The sequence below is a fragment of the Streptomyces sp. NPDC002076 genome (assembly GCF_053593835.1).
In genome coordinates this window covers 1-15,804 of record NZ_JBSFDI010000051.1, presented here as the reverse complement: position 1 = coordinate 15,804, position 15,804 = coordinate 1, and the positions used below count along the sequence as shown (strand labels likewise).

Genomic DNA, 15,804 nt, shown 5'->3' with positions numbered 1-15,804 from the left:
CGGGGATGAGCGGCTGGAAGTCTTGGCCGGCCTTGGCCGCGTCGGCCAGCCAGACCGCGACGTCCTTGCGCGTCAGCAGCTCGAACATGACGTCCAGGGCGCCCTCGGTCTTCCCAGAGCCGGTCATCCCCATGACCAGGAGGTGGATCGCGTCCAGGAGCGGCAGCACCAGGTCGGAGCCGTCGTCGTAGACGCCGATCCGCAGCGGCACGGCGATGGACTCGCCGGGCGCGTACGGGCCAGGCCACACAGTCGGAACCTTGAGCATGTCCTCGGGCACGATGACGAACTGGCCCTTCCGTGCGGAGTCGGGGTCGTGCATGACGCGGATCGCGGTGGTCGGCACGTCCAGCGCCGACGCAATCCTGGGGATGGCCTTGGCCACGTCGTCGTTGGTGAGTTCGCCGGCGGGCAGCTCGTAGGGGACAGTGACCCGGTTCGGCTCGACCTTGACGTCCTTGAGCTTCGTACGGGCCAGGCCGACCTTCTCCAGGAGGCCCTTGTCCGAGTCGGACCCGGAGGTCTCGCCAGCCGAAGAGCGCATGACCTGGCGGATGTTCCAGGACAGGGCGAGGGTTGCCCCGCCCATGGCGTACAGGTCGGGGAGCGGGCCGGTGAGCGGGCCGGACAGCGCGGCAGAGGTGAGCCACACCGACCCGGCGGCAACCGTGATCGCGGAGTGGAGACGGCGCTGGGGGCCGGTCGACTTGCCCGCCCACCAGGTCGCGGCCGTCAGGCTGACCGAGGCGAGGGTGAGGCCGACGCCCGCCCACGGCGACTCCGACCACATCGCGTTGGCGCCGGCGCCCGCGAGGCCGACCGCGCCCGTGACGATCCACGGCGGGGTGTACGGCTTGGCACGGTGCCACAGCCACGCACCCATGCCGGAGGCGGACGAACCGGAGTTGAGGCGGTCTTCCTGCTGCTGCTGAGCGTCCTTGCTGGCCATGGGGCTACCGCCTCTCAGAACTTGAACGGGTTGGTGGACGCGGGGCGCTGCGGGCGCGGGCGCATCAGGTCGGCGTACTCGCGGGTGAACGCGCCGTACGCGCCGACCGCGCTCTTCGCGGCGGCGGTGGCCCCGTCGGCGGCCTTCTTGAGCTTCCGGCCGACCTTGAGCGCCCTCATGCGGGCCTGGATCGGGTTGTCGCCGGGAAGCGTCTGGGCCTGGGCGAGCCTGGCCTCCAGGATCTTCGAGGCCATGGCCAGTTCGATGGCCGCCTGGATCATCAGCGCGCGGACGTGGTTGCAGTAGTTCCGCACGTCCTCAGCCGAGTTGAACTCGGGGTCTCCGAGGATGAAGTGCGAGCCGCCACCGCCCTGCTGGCCGCCAGCTGCGACCCCCTGCCCACGACCGCCACCGCCACCGCGACCGTTTGCCTGGACGTTCACGTTCAGCCCGAACGACGGGGCGAACCCCGTGAACGAGGTGTTCTTCGTGCCGTTGGCCTTGGCCTGCGAGCCGTTCGCGCCGGCCTGGGGCGGAACCTTCGTACCTGCCATGGGTGGCCCTCCCTGCATATCCTTCGGTGACAGGTGGAACGTACCACGGCTGCAGGGGTACGTTCTACCCTCGGCTGATGGTACGTTCTACGCAGGCAACCGAAAATGACCACCGGAGGAGAGACCGCCATGGTGGAGCGCAAGGGGTACGCGGACATCGCCGCGGAGTACCGGCAGAAGATCGCCGACGGAGAGATGCGCCCTGGCGACGCGATGCCGACCGTCAACGAGCTCGCCCAGGCATACGGCGTCGCGCGCAACACTGCAGCGCGCGCCTTCAACCTGCTGAAGTCGGAAGGGCTGATCGTCACGCGCGCCGGTGCCGGAACGGTCGTCGCCCCACCGCCGGTCGTCATCAGCGGAGCCGACCGGCTTGAGCGCATGACCCGTACCGGCCTGCGATATGGGCACGGCGAAGACTCCGCAGGACACCGCGTCATGCTTCGCTCACTCATGGACGCGGACGTGTGCCGCGCTCTCGACCTGGAGCCAGGCGAAGAGGTGGTCATCCGTATCCGCACGTTCCGGCAGGACGGCCGGCCTACGAGCGTCGGCGTCTCGGTCTACCCGCCGCGCACGCTGGCGGAGGTACCCGAACTGGCCGACGAGGGGCGGATGGAGCACTACTGGGGCGACCTCTACACCGAACGGACCGGGCGGGAAGTCGTCCGCGGAACGCGCACGGCACACGCCCGGCAGGCGTCACAGGATGAGCTCGACGCGCTCCAGATCGACGCCCCGAAGCACGTGGCTGTCGCCGTGCTCGTCACTAACGTGACGTTCCACGACGAGGACGGGCCGATCGGCCACTGGGAAGACGTCTACGCGCCCGGCGAGCGGATCCCCGTCAACTCCGGATGAGACGAGAGCAGTCGTAGCCTCACCGGCGATACGTTCCGGTATCGGCACCACGTGAGGCAGAGTGCCCACGGCGGCGCCAGTGTCACTAGCGTCCAAACCAGCGTTGTACTGACAGGAGATCGGCTCATGGCAGGTGAAGAGGTATGGCTCACAGTGCCGGAGATCGCACGCCGTTTCCGCATCTCGACTCGGACGGCGTATCGATGGGCCAACAGCGGCCGCGGGCTGCGGGTCCTTCGGACCGGACCGACCGGCCGGGGCATCCGCGTCCACCGCGGCGACCTCGAACGCATGGAGCGCGACCGCGAGTGGGGGACCACTTCCTGGACTTCCGCATAAAGCAGTGGGGGCCGCCCTGGGCCAACAGGACGGCCACCCCAAAAGACCTCGACCCCAACTGATCTCGGTCGTTAGCACCGGCGGTATCACCTCGTGCTATCAGCGCCACGGTAGCCCAGATCTGCCTACTCATGCAGACACCCACGGGCGGCAGTGACGCAAGTGGCACAACACACCCGCCGGGCAGCGGCCCAAAGCCCGGAGTGTCACCTTGAACCACCCCACACCAGATCTCAGGCCATCGTTGCTGGCCAGCGCGCTGCGCTACGCCGAGCGCGGCATGTACGTCCATCCCCTGCTCGTGGGCCAGAAGGAACCGCGCTGGCGGGACTGGGAAGCCCGCGCCACCCTGGATCCCGAGCTGATCTCGCGGACCTGGTCCCGCGCCCCGTTCAATATCGGTATCGCCTGCGGACCCAGCCGCCTGGTCGTCGTCGACCTGGACGTCCCGCACGACGGCGACGCACCGCCGGCCGATTTCCCGGACGTCGTCGACGGCCGCTCCATGCTCGATGCCATCGCCACCCGGACTCCCGGTGCTTCGCTGGTACCAACCATGACCGTGGGCACTCCCAGCGGCGGCCGCCACCTGGTCCACCGCGCACCCGCTGGTACCGAGATCCGTAACAGTGCGCGGACCGTCGCCTGGTGCGTGGACGTTCGGGCCGCTGGAGGCTACGTCGTCGGTATCGGGTCGGTGGTTGACGGCCGCCGGTATGAGCTGCAGGGGAGCATCACGGAGCCGGTGGAGCTGCCCGGCTGGCTGCTGACCCTGGTCACCACCTCGCCTAAGCCACCCAAAGCGGGGGGGCGGGGTTCCGTGGCTGCGCTGGACGCCCGGCTGCGGGAGCTGTCGCGGGGGGGCACCCGTGAGGAGCGGTGGGCGGTCGGCATTCTGCGGTCCGAGGCCCGCGAGCTGGCGGGGATGACCGAGGGCGGGCGCAACGACCGGCTGAACCTCGCGGCGTACCGCGCGGGCCAGCTGGTGGCCGCCGGCCTTTTGGACCAGGCCGTCGCCGAGGAGGAGCTGACCGCGGCCGCGAGGCAGGCCGGGCTCGGCGACGGGTACGCGCAGGAGATCGAGAAGACCATCGCGTCGGGCATGACCGCCGGGCTGCGCAGGCCGCGCCACATGGGCGACGCAGCAGTGCGCCAGGTCGGCGGTGCGGCATGACAACGACCGTCCCGCCGCAGCAGGGCACTTCCACCCACGCGGCCAGCGGCAACCGTGCGAAGCCGAGAATCGACGTGGGCAACGAGGCCGATGCGCTGGACGACCTCGTCCGCGTGATGCGTAGCGAGGACGTGCCCTCGCTTTACATCCGGTCCGGTGGTCTGTGCTGGATTACCGAGGACGACGGCCGCCCGGTGGTCCGGCAGCTCACCCCGGATAACCTGCGGGCCTACTTTGCCGAGCACGTTTACACCTACAAGAACGTCAAGGCTGGCGACGATTTCCGCGAGGTACGGATGCCGGTCATGCGGCAGACGTGCGCCACAATTCTGGGACGACAGGCGTGGTCGCTTCCACGGCTGGCGGGGCTGGCCACCGGCCCCGTGCTGAGAAAGGACGGCTCACTCGTCCAGGACGCCGGTTACGACCCGGCGACCGGGCTGTATTTGGTGCCCAAGCACGACTTGCCCCCGATTCCGGAAAACCCGCACGTTGAACTGCTGCAGTGGGCCCGGGACCTGTTGCTCGACCAGGTGCTGCGCGACTTCCCGTGGGTGCAGCGCTCGGACAAGGCGCAGTACGTGGCTTCGCTGTTTATCCCGCTGATGCGCAACTACATTGACGGGCCCACGCCGATGTGGATTATCACTGCCGGGGCGCCGGGGTCCGGAAAGACGATTCTCACCAGCATTCACCAGGCAATCCACGGAATGGGCGACGCGCCGTGGCCCGAGAATGATGCCGAGCTGCGCAAGGCGATTACGGCAAACCTTCGGGACAGCGGCGAGCCGGTCATTACCTTTGACAACCTCCCTAGCGGCTTCACCGTCCGAACTCCGTTGCTCGCCGACCTCATGACAAAGACCGTCTGGCGCGACCGCATTCTCGGCAGCTCCGAGACCGTAACCATGACGAACAACCGGCTATGGATGTTCACCGGCAACAACCTGCGCACCGGAGGCGACCTCGCCCGCCGCACCGTGTGGGTACGCCTGGACCCGGACTGCCCCGACCCGGACCGGCGCGACGACTTCGCCATCGGCGACCTGGACGCCTGGCTCACCGTGAACGCGGCCCCACTCCTCCAGGCCGTGCTCGTCCTCCTCCGCGGGTGGGTCGCGGCCGGCGCCCCGGTCTCCAACGTGCGCATGGGCACCTTTTCCCGCTGGGCGTCTGCCCTCGGTGGCCTGCTCGACTGGCTCGACCTGCCGGGCTGGCTGGAGGACCGCGACGCCGCCATGGCCCAGATGGACGAGGAGACCGAGGAATGGCACGGCTTCCTCTCCACCTGGATCGAAACCCTGGGCGAGGCGCCGCGCACCACGAACGAGCTGGTGATGAGCGCCGAGCTGAGCGACGTCATCCCGCGCGGAAAGGGCGGTGAGCTGCCTTCGCCCAAGCAGTTCGGCAAGTGGCTCAAGGCCCGCGAGGGCCGGTACTACAGCGACCTGAAGATCTCCTCTGGGTACAACTCGAATCGGAAGGTCAACCTGTGGCGCGTCGTCCGGTACGCGGGCAGCCGGAAGTCCAGCGGCGGCGGTGCCGACCAGCCCCAGCAGACCACGCTGGGAGCCGACGGATAGGCAGCGGGAGGACCGCCCGCGGGTAGTTGCGGGTAGTCGTGCGGGGAGTTGCGGGTAGTGCCCGCGACTCCCCGTTTTGCGTCTGACCTGCGGTTATGCCCGCCTGCGCACTGGACGACCCGGACCCCTGCGGGTAGTCGAGGTGGGCAGTTGCGGGTAGTGCGGAGCGGACCAGAACCACGCCTGACCTGCGGAAACACCCCGGAGCGGGCACCTCGTGCGGGTAGTTGCGGGTAGTTGCGGGTAGTGCCCGAGAGCCCCGAAACCGCCTCTGACCTGCGTCGATGCGGGTAGTGCGGGTAGTTGCGGGTAGTCCACGGCCACTCTCTCTACTGATTTCACCCCGGTAAGACTTATTGCTCAGCCAACACGCTGAAGTCTCGACAACTACCCGCAACTACCCGCACTACCCGCAAACCTGCTGGTCACAGCGTTTTTGGCCCTCCGACGCACTACCCGCAACTACCCGCACTTCCCCCGCACTACCCGCAAAAGCCCAGGTCAGCGTGTTTCTGGTTCCCCCGCGCACTACCCGCAACTACCCGCAGCGCGGCGACGGCGCCCCACCCCGGGCCGTCCTCCCCCCGCTTTGGGTGGCCTGCCCAGCCGACGAGCGCCCGCAGCGCTCATAGAGCCGCCAGTGGGAGAGAGGAGCGGGTGACGTGCGGCAGGCGGCGGTCCGCGCCCGGTGCCGCCGGGGAGGCCGTCCACGGCCGAGGCGGCGGTGCCGGTGAACGCGCGGACCGCAGAGAGGGTCAGCCGGGGGCGTCGGGCGCGGCCGCGCCCGTCCGCTATCCACTCCCCTTCAGGGGCGAGCCACCAACACCCCGGACACCCGGTCGTGAGGGGAGCATCAGAACCCCAGACGACCCACGGGAGCGAGTTACTCGCCTGGCGGCCGTGGGCCAGCTGGCGGCCAGGGTCGACCGTGCCGCGGCCACCTCGCCCAGGACGGGCAGAGGTCGACCTGCAGACGGCAGCCGTCGACCGGGCCGGGCTGACCGTTCGCACCGGCGGTAGGGCATGTGTGCCGAAAATCAGACGCACTTTTCCCCAGGGAGAATCGCCATGCTCGGATTTCCTGCGTCTACGCAGGTCAGAGGCGCATTCCGTCCGGCTATCTCGCAACTTACCTGCGGGGAACGGCTATTTAGCCGGGCGTAAGTCAACGCGGGTTATGCCCGCACGTATCGCGGGCGGGCCTATCGTGCGGCCATGGCACGTGACCTGACGCACGGCGGCCGCCGCAGCGGGCGCCCTCCTGGAAAGCGCAAGCGGTACGCCTGGGAACGGGGCGTGGTCCCCTCGTCCGTCGCGCCGGGCGAGAGGCCCAAGCAGTGCAAGGGGTGCAGCACCGAGGCGCTCGCGAAGGAGCTGCGCTACGGGTACTGCGCGCAGTGCTGGTCAGGATGAGGGCGACGGTGCCGGCGCGGCCGCGCCGCGGTCCAGGTACCCGTACACGGTCGACCGGGGCACGCTGAACAGGTCGGCGATCTGCTGCACGGTCATCTCCCGGGCGTCGTAGAGCTGCTGGGCGAGCGCGGCCTGGTCGGCGGTCAGCTTCGGCCGGCGGCCACCGACGCGGCCGCGGGCCCGGGCGGCGGCCAGGCCGTCGTGAGTGTTGGACAGGATGAGCTCGCGCTGCAGCTCGGAGAGCACGGCGAGCATGCCGAACATCGCGCGGCCCTCGGGCGTGGTGGTGTCGATGCCCTGCTCGATGATGTGCAGTTCGACACCGCGCTGCCGCAGCTCGGCCCCGAGGGTGACCAGGTGCAGGACGGAACGGGACAGCCGGTCGAGCCGGGTCACCTTCAACGTGTCGCCCTTGCGCAGCAGCCGCAGCACCAAGTCGAGAGCGGGGCGGGACGCCTTGGCGCCGCTGGCGGTGTCGATGTGGACGTCCTCGGGGGCGACGCCGGCCCGCAGCAGGGCGTCGACCTGGTGGTCGGGATTCTGGTCAGCGGTGGAGACCCGCGCGTATCCGATGAGCATGGCCGGACGCTACCGGCCCGGTCCGACAGTGGGTTTGCCGACGATGAATCCCGACGCGGGTTGTCGACGCGGAAGGCGCGGTGTTTGGGGCCCGTCCCGGCGGTGTCGGCAAACGGTCGTTTGTCGACGCTCGAACGGCGTCGGGGGAAAGCCTGCGGCCCCTGTCTCCGCCAGGGTGTTCGGAGACAGGGGCCGCAGATGCTCTACCAAAGCGATCCCCACTGTAGGGGAAGGCCGGGTGGTACCTGAAGGTATCGACCCAGGCGGCACAGGGGGTGCGAGGTGTGCGAGAGGTGCGACGAGTCGGGCTATTGGCGTGGGTCTAGTCGAGAGGGAGGCACTCCGAGGCGGGCACGGTCTCGCCGTCTCCCCCCAGCTTCGGCACGAGCTTCCCCTCGTTGCCGTACTTGCCGGGCTCCAGCTCACGGACGCGGTATGCGACGGGCGGCCCTTCCTGGCCCCACACCAGCCCGTACACCATGGCCGGGCGGCCGTCGGGGAGGCGTACCCGGGTTCCCCGGGGGTGGCCGCCGCGCGTCTGCCTGAGCAGCTCGGTGAGGAACGGCACCGAGAACCACCATGAGACCGGCTCGGTCTCCATATAGCCGTTGTGGTTCCGGCGTTCCTCCTGTGACCGCAGCCAGCGTTCGGCCAGCTTCAGGCAGCGGCTGTTGTACTCGATCAGGGTCATGTCCCAGCGGGGTTCGTCCGGCTCCGTGGTGTTCACCTTCGTAGCCCAGGCATGGACGCGGGCGTGGCCGCTCTCGTGCCATTCCGCGATCGGCGCACCGAGCAGGCGCACCGCCGCGAGGTCGAGGGGCTGCATGAGCGCGTCGACGGCCGCCAGGTCGTCGGCTTCGACCGCCGCGCGCAGCCGGTGCGGGTCCGGCGCGGTCTCCGGCTCTTCGTCCAGGAGCATTGCGTACGCCAGGGCTAGGACCCAGGTGTAGTCAGGGTGGTAGCCGTACGAGGGCTTCTCCTGGAACCGGTCGGTGAGGCTCTGGGCACGCCCGTTGGGGAGGTTCGCGGCCTGGCAGGTGGCCCAGCTCGTACGCGGGCTCCCCCCGATCGGCTTGAACGGAGTCCAGGTCTCGCACACGTAACCGGGGTGCGGGGTGCCGTCGCATCCGTGGACGCAGGGCGTCGTCACGATCGGATACAGACGGGGCGGCTCGCTCTCCGCGACCGGGGCGGTGCCGGTCTCCTCGGCACGGAGGGCGGTGGTGTACTTCTCGCCCTGGCGGGTGGCGGCGCGGGCCCGCTTCGCGGCGGTGCTCTGCCTCTTCGGCATGGTGCTCTCCCAGCTCGGCAGGTCCCACGCTCCCGCCGGCGGCAGCACGGTGCCGGGCAGACGAGAGGTCATCAGCTACGCGGGCCCCGGGAGACCTTGACCGGCTGTGCCACCGTGCGGCGTGGGCGCTGGTGGCGGCAGTGGACGGCGTACGCGGCTTGCCGTGCCCACCACGGTAGCGACCCCGTGGTGAGCACGTCTCGTACTTCTCGCACCTCTCGCACGTGTCGCACGCAGGGGCGGCTACTGGCCCTTGACCCGCTGCTCTACGGCGGGCAGCGGGTCCAGTCAGCGGCAGCGGCTACGATTCGCGGCCACCTCGAGGAGGAGACACCACCGATGGAAAACGGCCTGCTGGACCCAGACGAGTGCGCGCAGAGCATGGCGACGGTCAACGGGGCGGTTGATGAAGCCCGCTGCGAACTCTGCGGGGGGCCTGCCTGCACCCACTGCGAGGCGCACCTGTCGGCCCCGCATGCCGCCTGCGAGGAATGCGGGCGGCAGCTCCTCCACGTCGTTTCTCGCACCCGTGCGAGAGGTGCTACTCGCTGACCTGGCGGCGTACTTCGTCCAGGTGGCCAAGAGCGACGGACACGAGCGCTGCCATGATGACGTGCTTGGGCTGGCGGGTGGACCAGTGCAGGTCTTCCAGCGCGGCCGCTAGGGCGTCGGCGGACTCCTTCGGCATGTACCAGGAGCGGCGGTCCATGGCCGGCCCCTTGGCCCGCGAGGGCCGCTGTACGGGCTCAGGAACGGTCGGAGCCGGGGCCGGGGCCGGTTCCGGTTGCGCCGGGGCGTCCCCGTCGTCTGTACGGGCGTGGCGGGCCCGAAGCAGGGCCGTGAGGTCGCCACCGTTGGACGGCGGCGGCAGTTCCTTCCTGCGGGCGCTCACTTCCCACCGCCCAGGGTCTTGGCGAGGGCGCGGTACGCCTGGGCGTGCTCGGAGTCGGGGGCGTAGTCGACCACGGTCCGTCCGGACCGCCACGCCTCGGTGACGACGACACCGAGCGGCACCGTGCCGAGGATCGGCAGGCCGTTGAGCTTCTCCAGCTCCGCGAGCACAGACTCCGCCAGCTTCGTTACCGGCCGGCGCAGCAGGGAGACGACCAGGCCGTGCAGCTTGAGCGGCTTCTCCCGCAGGTCTGCGTCTACGGAGGCAATCTGAGGCAGCAGCAGGCGCAGGGCCTTGAGCGAGCTGTCCTCCGCCTGGACGGGGATGAGCACTCCGTCCGCGGCCGCGAGCGCGTTGTCCGTGAGGATGTCGAGCGAGGGCGGCGAGTCGATGAGCACGTGGTCGTAGATGCCGCGGACGGCGGCCAGGAGCCGGGCGAGCCGGTGCTCCCGGGCGCGCTGCTTGTCGAGCTCCCGCACGGCCATGAACATCTCGATGGTGTTCGGCACCAGGTCGAGCCGTCCGGCCGGTGCCGAGTGTGGGGTGATCAGGTCGGCAATGCTGCCGGTGTACTCCCCGATGAGTGCCCGGTAGAGGTTCGCGGCGCCTTCCCCGGCGGGCGCCTGGTCGATGCCGAGTCCGTCCGTGAGGTGGCCCTGCGGGTCGAGGTCGACCAGGAGCACGTTGTGTCCGGTCTCCGCCAGAGCGCCAGCCACGTTCAGCGCGGTGGCTGTCTTCCCGACCCCGCCTTTCTGGTTCGTGACGGCGGTGATGTGCGTGGATGCGTCCATGACGGCGCAGCCTATGTCTCGCACCGGTGCGAGGGGTGCGACACCTCTTCCGGTTCATTCTCTGGCCTTACCTTGCATGGCTCGCACTGGTGCGAGGAGTGCGATGCGTCGCACCAAAGTGCGAGAAGTGCGAGAGGTGCGAGACGTGATCGCGTAGTGTGCCGAGCAGGCGGGCAAGAGCCCCGCCCTGTAGGTGACACAGAGGCCCCCGCGCCTGGAAAGCGCGGGGGCCTCAGTCGTGCTTGCTGGGTAGGTGAGTCAGTCCTTGTACGCGATGGGGCCCAGGCCGTTGTGGGCCCGGTTCAGGGAGCCGTACAGCTTCTGTGCCGCGTTGCGGGCATCGTCCAGGCCGTAGAAGGTCTCCCCGAGGTCGTGCTCCAGCTGGTCCTTGTCGCTCCGCAGGTGGCCGTCCTCGTTCAGGTCGGCGATGAGGCGGCTGGCCTGCTCCAGGAGCTGCGGCAGCATCATCGCCATCTGGGAGAGGTTGCCGACCAGGCTGTAGACGTCGCCGGGGTACTCCCAGTCATCCCGGGGGCTCATGGTCAGGTGGTTGATGGCGCGGATCGCCTCGGCGGCCTCGTCGGCGAGCTTGGCGGGCGTCTTGTCGGTCATGGGGTCCATCCTCTCGGGCCGCCATGGTGCTGGAACACCTGGGAGGCCGGTTGCGGTCAGACGACGAACAGTTCGTGCTGTCGCCAGACGGGTGGGCGGTTGAGGATGCGCTGGTGCCAGCGCAGGGCGTAGGCCAGGCAGTTGGCGCAGGTCTTCGCGCCGTGGGTGCATTCGGGCAACTTCGGGTCACGGCGACCCCCGACGGACCAAGCCATAGAGTCGGCGGACGCCAGCTGGTCGCCGTAGTCGGCGAGCCCGTCGGTCTTCACGCCGAAACCGTGTAGGCGTAGGCCGCGAGCGTGGAAGTGGTCGACGATGCGGGCGATCTCCTCGGTGGCCTGCCGCCGGCACACGGAGCCGAGCCCGACGACCGGGGCCGCGGTGAGGTCGACTCCGGCGTCGGCGTACAGCTCGGCGCATTGCCGGTAGTCGGCGAGGGTCCAGCCCTGCATCACGGGTATCCACGGCAGGTCGGGGGCAATGCGGCGAAGTTCGAGGTAGTTCTGCACGGTGAACTCCTGGTGGAGACGTACAGCTGTCTCAAGGTCATCGGGCTCGCCCGGGCCCATTCCGCGGGCCTGTTTCGTGCCAGCGAAGCGCTGGCCGTTGTGCGTGCCGCCGTGGATCACCCACGGTTCGCACATCCAGTCCTGCGGCGCGGCCCACAACAGGCGACCCAACTGGTCGCGGTAGCGGCGTACCTCCGCGGCGTACTCCTCCGGGGAGGTGCGCCAGCCGCCGTGGTCCTTCAGTTCGGTGAACCCGCCGGAGTCGAGGGCCCAGTCACGGCGGGCGGCCGGGAAGGGGCTGACGCGCCGGGCGAGACGGTTGCGGGAGATGAACAGCGTCACGCCGTCGAGGCGCGGGTCGTCGTCCCAAAGCCAGTTCGCCATGTGGGTTCCGAGCATGAATTGCATGGCTACGCGGCCACCTGGACCCGGCGCCGCCGCAGCAGCGCAATCACGGCTATCGCGGCGAGGGTCATCCACGCCTTACCGAGGACCTGCCCCCACAGGAACTGCAGCGAACCGAACGCCAGCCACAGGAACAGCAGGCTGTCCGCGAGCAGGCCGGCAGCGTTCGACGCCCCGACCGCGACGATCAGCCCGCGCTCACGCAACGGCTCGTAGACGGCGAAGTCCATCGTCTCGGCGACCGCGAAGGCAACGGCAGACGCCGCGGCGAGAGCGGGTGTGGCCAGCCACCACGAAAGCGCGGCGCCCACGGCGATGGCCGCCAGGACCACGGCCCGGCCGGCAGCCTCGCGCGCCAAATCCCGCAGGACCAGGGCCAGACCGACGGTGTACACCCCGGCCGGGGCGACGAAGCCGAGACCGACCGGGACGGCGCCGACGTGGGCAACGAGCCAGTTCGAGGCAGGGATCGTAGCGATGTAGGCCGCGGTCAACGCGGCGGCGGTCAGGGCGCGGGCAGTAGTCATGGGGTCAACTCCTACAGGTCGGGTAGGACATCGGGACCCCCCGGGTGCGAGAGGTGCGACGACTCGCACACCGGAGGGGCTGGCGGGAACGCGGGAGCGCCTCACGAGAGGTCGAACAACATGGCGGGCTCGGGGGCTTCTAGCCGCTTGCGCTCGCGTTCCGCGGCCCGCTGCTGGCCGAGCGCGGCCTGGTGGCAGTTGGGGCACCACGCGAGCAGCTGCTCCGCGGGCACGGCGGCCGCGGCGGCGGGGGAAAGCGTCAGGTCTGCGGGGGCGGCAAGCAGCCGGGCGTGTGACGCGGTCCGGTAGCAGCGGAGGCCGCTATTGGAGTGCTGGGAGCCGCACGCTCCCCCGGAGCATTGGCACTGATGGCCTGCGGCCTCCATGACGGCTTGCCAGATGGCAGCGGCTCCTAACGGCGGCCGGCGGCTCATGCCGCGACCTCGTCAAGCTCCTTGAAGCGGTTGGCGACCCAGCCTGTCGACCAGCCGGTGAGCGCGGCGACCTGGCGCTGTGAGCGGCCCTCGCGGACCGCGTCGGCGACGGCCTGGCGGGCGTCTTCCTCGCTCATCTTGGCGGGCTTGTCGGCGTCGTGAGCGGTCGCGTGAGCGGCAGTGCTCACGAGACTGCTCACGGAAGGGCGGGGGGTGCTCACGGAGGTGCTCACGGGTGCGGGGGTCGCCTGGCGGGCCTCGGCTGCCTTCCGGTCCCGTTCGGCCTTCTGCGCGGCCTCCTTGGCCTTGCGGGCGGCCTCCTGCCGCTCCTGCTCCTGGCGGCGCTCACGGTCCTGTCGGCCCAGCTCCTCGCGGCGGCGGGCGTCGGCCCGCTCCTCGCGCTGCCGCTCCAACTCGGCCTCGTGCTCACGCTCCTCGCGGGCAACCCGGGCGGCGTGCTCACGCTCGCGCTCACGCTCGGCGGCAGCCTGCTCACGGCGCTCACGGTCGGCCCGCTCCTGGCGCTCACGTTCGGCCTGGGCGGCCTCCTGCTCGCGCTCACGGTCGGCCCGCTCACGGTCCTCGCGCTCACGCTCCTCGGCGCGCTCACGCTCACGTTCGGCGGCGTGCTCACGCTCGATCCGCTCCACTGCCGTGGTGATCGCACGGCGCCATTTCAGGCCCGCCTCGGCGACGACGATGAGCAGGATCGGCGCGACGGAGTGGACGCCGACGCCCACCATGTCGCCCTTGAGCGCGGAGTCCGCGACGTTGAGCCCGAGGGTCATGAAGCCGGTGAGCCAGCGCAGGAGTGCCGGCCAGAACCCCGCCTCTCCGTCCAGTCGAGCGACGATGGCGTCGACCCGGACGACGATGACGACCGCCGCGTCTACGACGATCGGCAGGATCGGCGCGGTCAGCTCCCAGCCCTTGGGGGTGAACCGGAGCACGAGCGGGGTGACGGTGAGGACCGAGTACAGGACCGCCCCGAAGACGATGACCCACGACAGGCGCAGGGTCTTCTCGGCGGCCTCGATGTGGGCCTGAGTGTCCAGCTTCATCGCGGTCACCGCCCAACCTGGGAGCGGGAGAGCATGCCGCGCGCGGTCGAGGTGATCTCGGTCCGCTGCACCACGGTCCCCTGGTAGACGTTCGTGGTCGACGCGGAGCGGGCGCGCGAGATGGCGGCGCCAACGGCCGTGGCCACCATGGCGATCCCGGCGAACGGGGCGGCGATGGCCATGACTCCGAGCAGGGTCACGGACGACAGGCCCTGAAGCACAAGCCAGGCGCCGCACCCGAGGCCGGTAACTCCGGCGCCGACGCCGATCGAGGCCACCGCGACCCCGGCGGCCCACTGGGGGACGATCCGGTGGTCGTCCTGGTGGACCGGGGGCGTCGGCCCGACGGCGGGGATGGGCGAGTGGTCGCGGAAGCTGGTCGCCATCGGCGCCGGCACTTCCTGCCGGTACGCCTCCCGGATCAGCCGGTACGCCTCGACGGACGCCTCGGACTCGGTAAGGGGATACTTCGGATCGGTGGTCACGGGATGCCTCCGTGGCTGTCGGGCGGGCCGCCCCGGTTGCTTCGGGGCGGTCCGTCGTCATTCGGTGTGCGAGGGGTGTGCAGTCGAGCTGTGCGGGAGTGTGCGGGGCGGTGTGCGGCCCTCTTCACACGCCGTGTGACGTGGGGATTCGCGCTGTGCGGGTGTGCGGGTGTGCGGGTGTGCGGACCGGCGTCAGACCCCGGCAAGGGCGGGGATGAGGCGGTAGACGCCCTCCTCGCCGGTCGGGGCGAGGCGGCCCTCCTCGGCGAGCCGCTTCATCTCCCGGGAGACCCAGGAGCGGTCACGGCCGATCTGCTCCAGGTACGGCTTGAGGTCGCGGACGGCGACCGTGCCGGGGCCGACCGAGGCGAGCATCGCGACCAGTTCGTCCAGGAGCTCGCGGGCCTCCTCTGTCGACGGCTTCCCCTGCGGAAGCTCCGTGTTGGTGCCGACACCGGGGAGTTCGGCGGTCGCGTCCAGGTCGGCGTCCTCGGCGTCGACGAGCTGGGCGACCTCCTGGGCGGACTCCTGCGCCTCCGTCAGCTCCGGGGCCGGGGCGAGCGGGGCGCCGGCGCGGGCGCGGCGGTTGGTGAACAGGTCGCCCGCGACCCGGGCGGCGGCGGCCTCCGTGACCGAGTCGAGCGCGGGCCGCACTCCGGCGAACTGCTGGATGATCCAGCGGGCCGCGCGCTCGTACTCGCCGGACGGGCCGGTCCAGAACGTGCGGGCCGGGTTGGCGTACAGGTCCTCGTCGACCCCGGCGGAGACCAGGTACACGTACCCCTTGCGCTTGTTGCCCCAGGCCGCAGGGTTGGCGCCCGCGTCCAGGACCTCCTCGGGGAGGGCGAACCCGGCGTCGTCGCCCCGGACGCCGAAGCACATCGCCGCGGGCAGGCTCGCGCGGGTGTCGGTCGACAGCTGGTAGCCGGACGCGCGCTGCATCGAGACGACCAGCGAGACGCCGGCGGACCGGGCCTCCTGGGCGATACCGGTGAACACGTCGTCTCCGAGGTCGCGCAGGAGCTTGGCGGCCTCCTCCATCCACGCGACCAGGTACGGCATGCCAGGGCAGCCGCACGCGCCGGACGTGGCGCAGGAGTGAGCGGGGTCGGTCTGCGGCTCGGCGGCCGCGGGCTCCCAGGCCCGGTAACCGTGGTCGCGCAGCCAAGAGGTACGAGCGGGGATGACGGCCTGGACGGCCGCGACCATCGCCCCGGCGGACGGGGTGTCCAGCGCTGCCCAGTCCATCGCGGGGATGAGCGGCTGGAAGTCTTGGCCGGCCTTGGCCGCGTCGGCCAGCCAGACCGCGACGTCCTTGCGCGTCAGCAGCTCGAACATGACGTCC

16 protein-coding genes and 2 pseudogenes are annotated in these 15,804 nt (G+C 70.3%); 5 read left to right on the top strand and 13 right to left on the bottom strand.

Features of this window, described 5'->3' with window-relative positions; genetic code table 11:
- Nucleotides 1-949, bottom strand: a pseudogene (locus ACWCQS_RS45605) (plasmid transfer protein TraB); the annotation flags it as partial.
- 14 nt (nucleotides 950-963) lie between these two features.
- Nucleotides 964-1,503, bottom strand: a complete 540-nt coding sequence (traA, locus tag ACWCQS_RS45600; RefSeq protein WP_451009945.1) for a plasmid transfer protein TraA — start codon at nucleotides 1,501-1,503, stop codon at nucleotides 964-966.
- Nucleotides 1,504-1,608: 105 nt separating this feature from the next.
- Between traA and ACWCQS_RS45595 the strand changes: the two genes are divergently transcribed.
- From ACWCQS_RS45595 to ACWCQS_RS45575, 5 genes are all read left to right on the top strand, one after another.
- A complete protein-coding gene (locus tag ACWCQS_RS45595) occupies nucleotides 1,609-2,364 on the top strand; it encodes a GntR family transcriptional regulator (RefSeq protein WP_451009944.1) in 756 nt (251 codons plus the stop codon).
- Between the two features lie 126 nt (nucleotides 2,365-2,490).
- Nucleotides 2,491-2,703, top strand: coding sequence for a helix-turn-helix domain-containing protein (locus tag ACWCQS_RS45590; RefSeq protein ID WP_451009943.1), 213 nt, complete (start codon nucleotides 2,491-2,493; stop codon nucleotides 2,701-2,703).
- Between the two features lie 211 nt (nucleotides 2,704-2,914).
- Nucleotides 2,915-3,877, top strand: coding sequence for a bifunctional DNA primase/polymerase (locus ACWCQS_RS45585; RefSeq protein WP_451009942.1), 963 nt, complete (start codon nucleotides 2,915-2,917; stop codon nucleotides 3,875-3,877).
- Nucleotides 3,874-5,460 (top strand): hypothetical protein, encoded by a 1,587-nt coding sequence (locus tag ACWCQS_RS45580; RefSeq protein WP_451009941.1) that lies wholly within the window; start codon nucleotides 3,874-3,876, stop codon nucleotides 5,458-5,460. The genes ACWCQS_RS45585 and ACWCQS_RS45580 overlap by 4 nt, the downstream gene beginning before the upstream one ends.
- Before the next feature lie 1,215 nt (nucleotides 5,461-6,675).
- Nucleotides 6,676-6,873 carry a hypothetical protein gene (locus ACWCQS_RS45575; RefSeq protein ID WP_451009940.1) on the top strand — a complete coding sequence of 66 codons (198 nt, stop codon included), beginning with the start codon at nucleotides 6,676-6,678 and terminating at the stop codon, nucleotides 6,871-6,873.
- On the opposite strand, the gene ACWCQS_RS45570 is transcribed toward ACWCQS_RS45575, so the two are convergent.
- From ACWCQS_RS45570 to ACWCQS_RS45520, 11 genes and pseudogenes are all read right to left on the bottom strand, one after another.
- Entirely contained in the window at nucleotides 6,865-7,452 is a 588-nt protein-coding gene (locus tag ACWCQS_RS45570) for a recombinase family protein (RefSeq protein ID WP_451009939.1), read from the bottom strand. The two genes, ACWCQS_RS45575 and ACWCQS_RS45570, sit on opposite strands and share 9 nt — an antisense overlap.
- Nucleotides 7,453-7,774: 322 nt before the next feature.
- Nucleotides 7,775-8,815 carry a hypothetical protein gene (locus ACWCQS_RS45565; protein WP_451009938.1) on the bottom strand — a complete coding sequence of 347 codons (1,041 nt, stop codon included), beginning with the start codon at nucleotides 8,813-8,815 and terminating at the stop codon, nucleotides 7,775-7,777.
- Nucleotides 8,816-9,284: 469 nt separating this feature from the next.
- Entirely contained in the window at nucleotides 9,285-9,452 is a 168-nt protein-coding gene (locus ACWCQS_RS45560; RefSeq protein WP_451009937.1) for a hypothetical protein, read from the bottom strand.
- Nucleotides 9,453-9,631: 179 nt separating this feature from the next.
- Nucleotides 9,632-10,426, bottom strand: coding sequence for a ParA family protein (locus ACWCQS_RS45555; RefSeq protein WP_451009936.1), 795 nt, complete (start codon nucleotides 10,424-10,426; stop codon nucleotides 9,632-9,634).
- Between the two features lie 258 nt (nucleotides 10,427-10,684).
- Nucleotides 10,685-11,038, bottom strand: a complete 354-nt coding sequence (locus ACWCQS_RS45550; protein WP_451009935.1) for a hypothetical protein — start codon at nucleotides 11,036-11,038, stop codon at nucleotides 10,685-10,687.
- A 56-nt stretch (nucleotides 11,039-11,094) separates the two neighbouring features.
- A complete protein-coding gene (locus tag ACWCQS_RS45545) occupies nucleotides 11,095-11,946 on the bottom strand; it encodes a deazapurine DNA modification protein DpdA family protein (protein WP_451009947.1) in 852 nt (283 codons plus the stop codon).
- A gap of 11 nt (nucleotides 11,947-11,957) precedes the next feature.
- Nucleotides 11,958-12,479, bottom strand: coding sequence for a VUT family protein (locus tag ACWCQS_RS45540; RefSeq protein ID WP_451009934.1), 522 nt, complete (start codon nucleotides 12,477-12,479; stop codon nucleotides 11,958-11,960).
- A gap of 101 nt (nucleotides 12,480-12,580) precedes the next feature.
- Nucleotides 12,581-12,712 carry a hypothetical protein gene (locus tag ACWCQS_RS45535; RefSeq protein WP_451009933.1) on the bottom strand — a complete coding sequence of 44 codons (132 nt, stop codon included), beginning with the start codon at nucleotides 12,710-12,712 and terminating at the stop codon, nucleotides 12,581-12,583.
- A gap of 197 nt (nucleotides 12,713-12,909) precedes the next feature.
- Entirely contained in the window at nucleotides 12,910-13,974 is a 1,065-nt protein-coding gene (locus ACWCQS_RS45530; RefSeq protein ID WP_451009946.1) for a DUF2637 domain-containing protein, read from the bottom strand.
- A gap of 5 nt (nucleotides 13,975-13,979) precedes the next feature.
- Nucleotides 13,980-14,459 (bottom strand): hypothetical protein, encoded by a 480-nt coding sequence (locus tag ACWCQS_RS45525; RefSeq protein ID WP_451009932.1) that lies wholly within the window; start codon nucleotides 14,457-14,459, stop codon nucleotides 13,980-13,982.
- 192 nt (nucleotides 14,460-14,651) lie between these two features.
- Nucleotides 14,652-15,804: pseudogene (locus ACWCQS_RS45520) on the bottom strand (plasmid transfer protein TraB); the annotation flags it as partial.

What these genes read in the sequence shown, in the direction of transcription:
- ACWCQS_RS45565 (WP_451009938.1), bottom strand. Translation starts at nt 8,815, where the DNA reads ATGACCTCTCGTCTGCCCGGCACCGTGCTGCCGCCGGCGGGAGCGTGG.
- ACWCQS_RS45575 (WP_451009940.1), top strand. Translation starts at nt 6,676, where the DNA reads ATGGCACGTGACCTGACGCACGGCGGCCGCCGCAGCGGGCGCCCTCCT.
- ACWCQS_RS45530 (WP_451009946.1), bottom strand. Translation starts at nt 13,974, where the DNA reads ATGAAGCTGGACACTCAGGCCCACATCGAGGCCGCCGAGAAGACCCTG.
- ACWCQS_RS45545 (WP_451009947.1), bottom strand. Translation starts at nt 11,946, where the DNA reads ATGCTCGGAACCCACATGGCGAACTGGCTTTGGGACGACGACCCGCGC.
- ACWCQS_RS45580 (WP_451009941.1), top strand. Translation starts at nt 3,874, where the DNA reads ATGACAACGACCGTCCCGCCGCAGCAGGGCACTTCCACCCACGCGGCC.
- ACWCQS_RS45590 (WP_451009943.1), top strand. Translation starts at nt 2,491, where the DNA reads ATGGCAGGTGAAGAGGTATGGCTCACAGTGCCGGAGATCGCACGCCGT.
- ACWCQS_RS45595 (WP_451009944.1), top strand. Translation starts at nt 1,609, where the DNA reads ATGACCACCGGAGGAGAGACCGCCATGGTGGAGCGCAAGGGGTACGCG.
- ACWCQS_RS45560 (WP_451009937.1), bottom strand. Translation starts at nt 9,452, where the DNA reads ATGGACCGCCGCTCCTGGTACATGCCGAAGGAGTCCGCCGACGCCCTA.
- ACWCQS_RS45570 (WP_451009939.1), bottom strand. Translation starts at nt 7,452, where the DNA reads ATGCTCATCGGATACGCGCGGGTCTCCACCGCTGACCAGAATCCCGAC.
- traA (WP_451009945.1), bottom strand. Translation starts at nt 1,503, where the DNA reads ATGGCAGGTACGAAGGTTCCGCCCCAGGCCGGCGCGAACGGCTCGCAG.
- ACWCQS_RS45540 (WP_451009934.1), bottom strand. Translation starts at nt 12,479, where the DNA reads ATGACTACTGCCCGCGCCCTGACCGCCGCCGCGTTGACCGCGGCCTAC.
- ACWCQS_RS45550 (WP_451009935.1), bottom strand. Translation starts at nt 11,038, where the DNA reads ATGACCGACAAGACGCCCGCCAAGCTCGCCGACGAGGCCGCCGAGGCG.
- ACWCQS_RS45555 (WP_451009936.1), bottom strand. Translation starts at nt 10,426, where the DNA reads ATGGACGCATCCACGCACATCACCGCCGTCACGAACCAGAAAGGCGGG.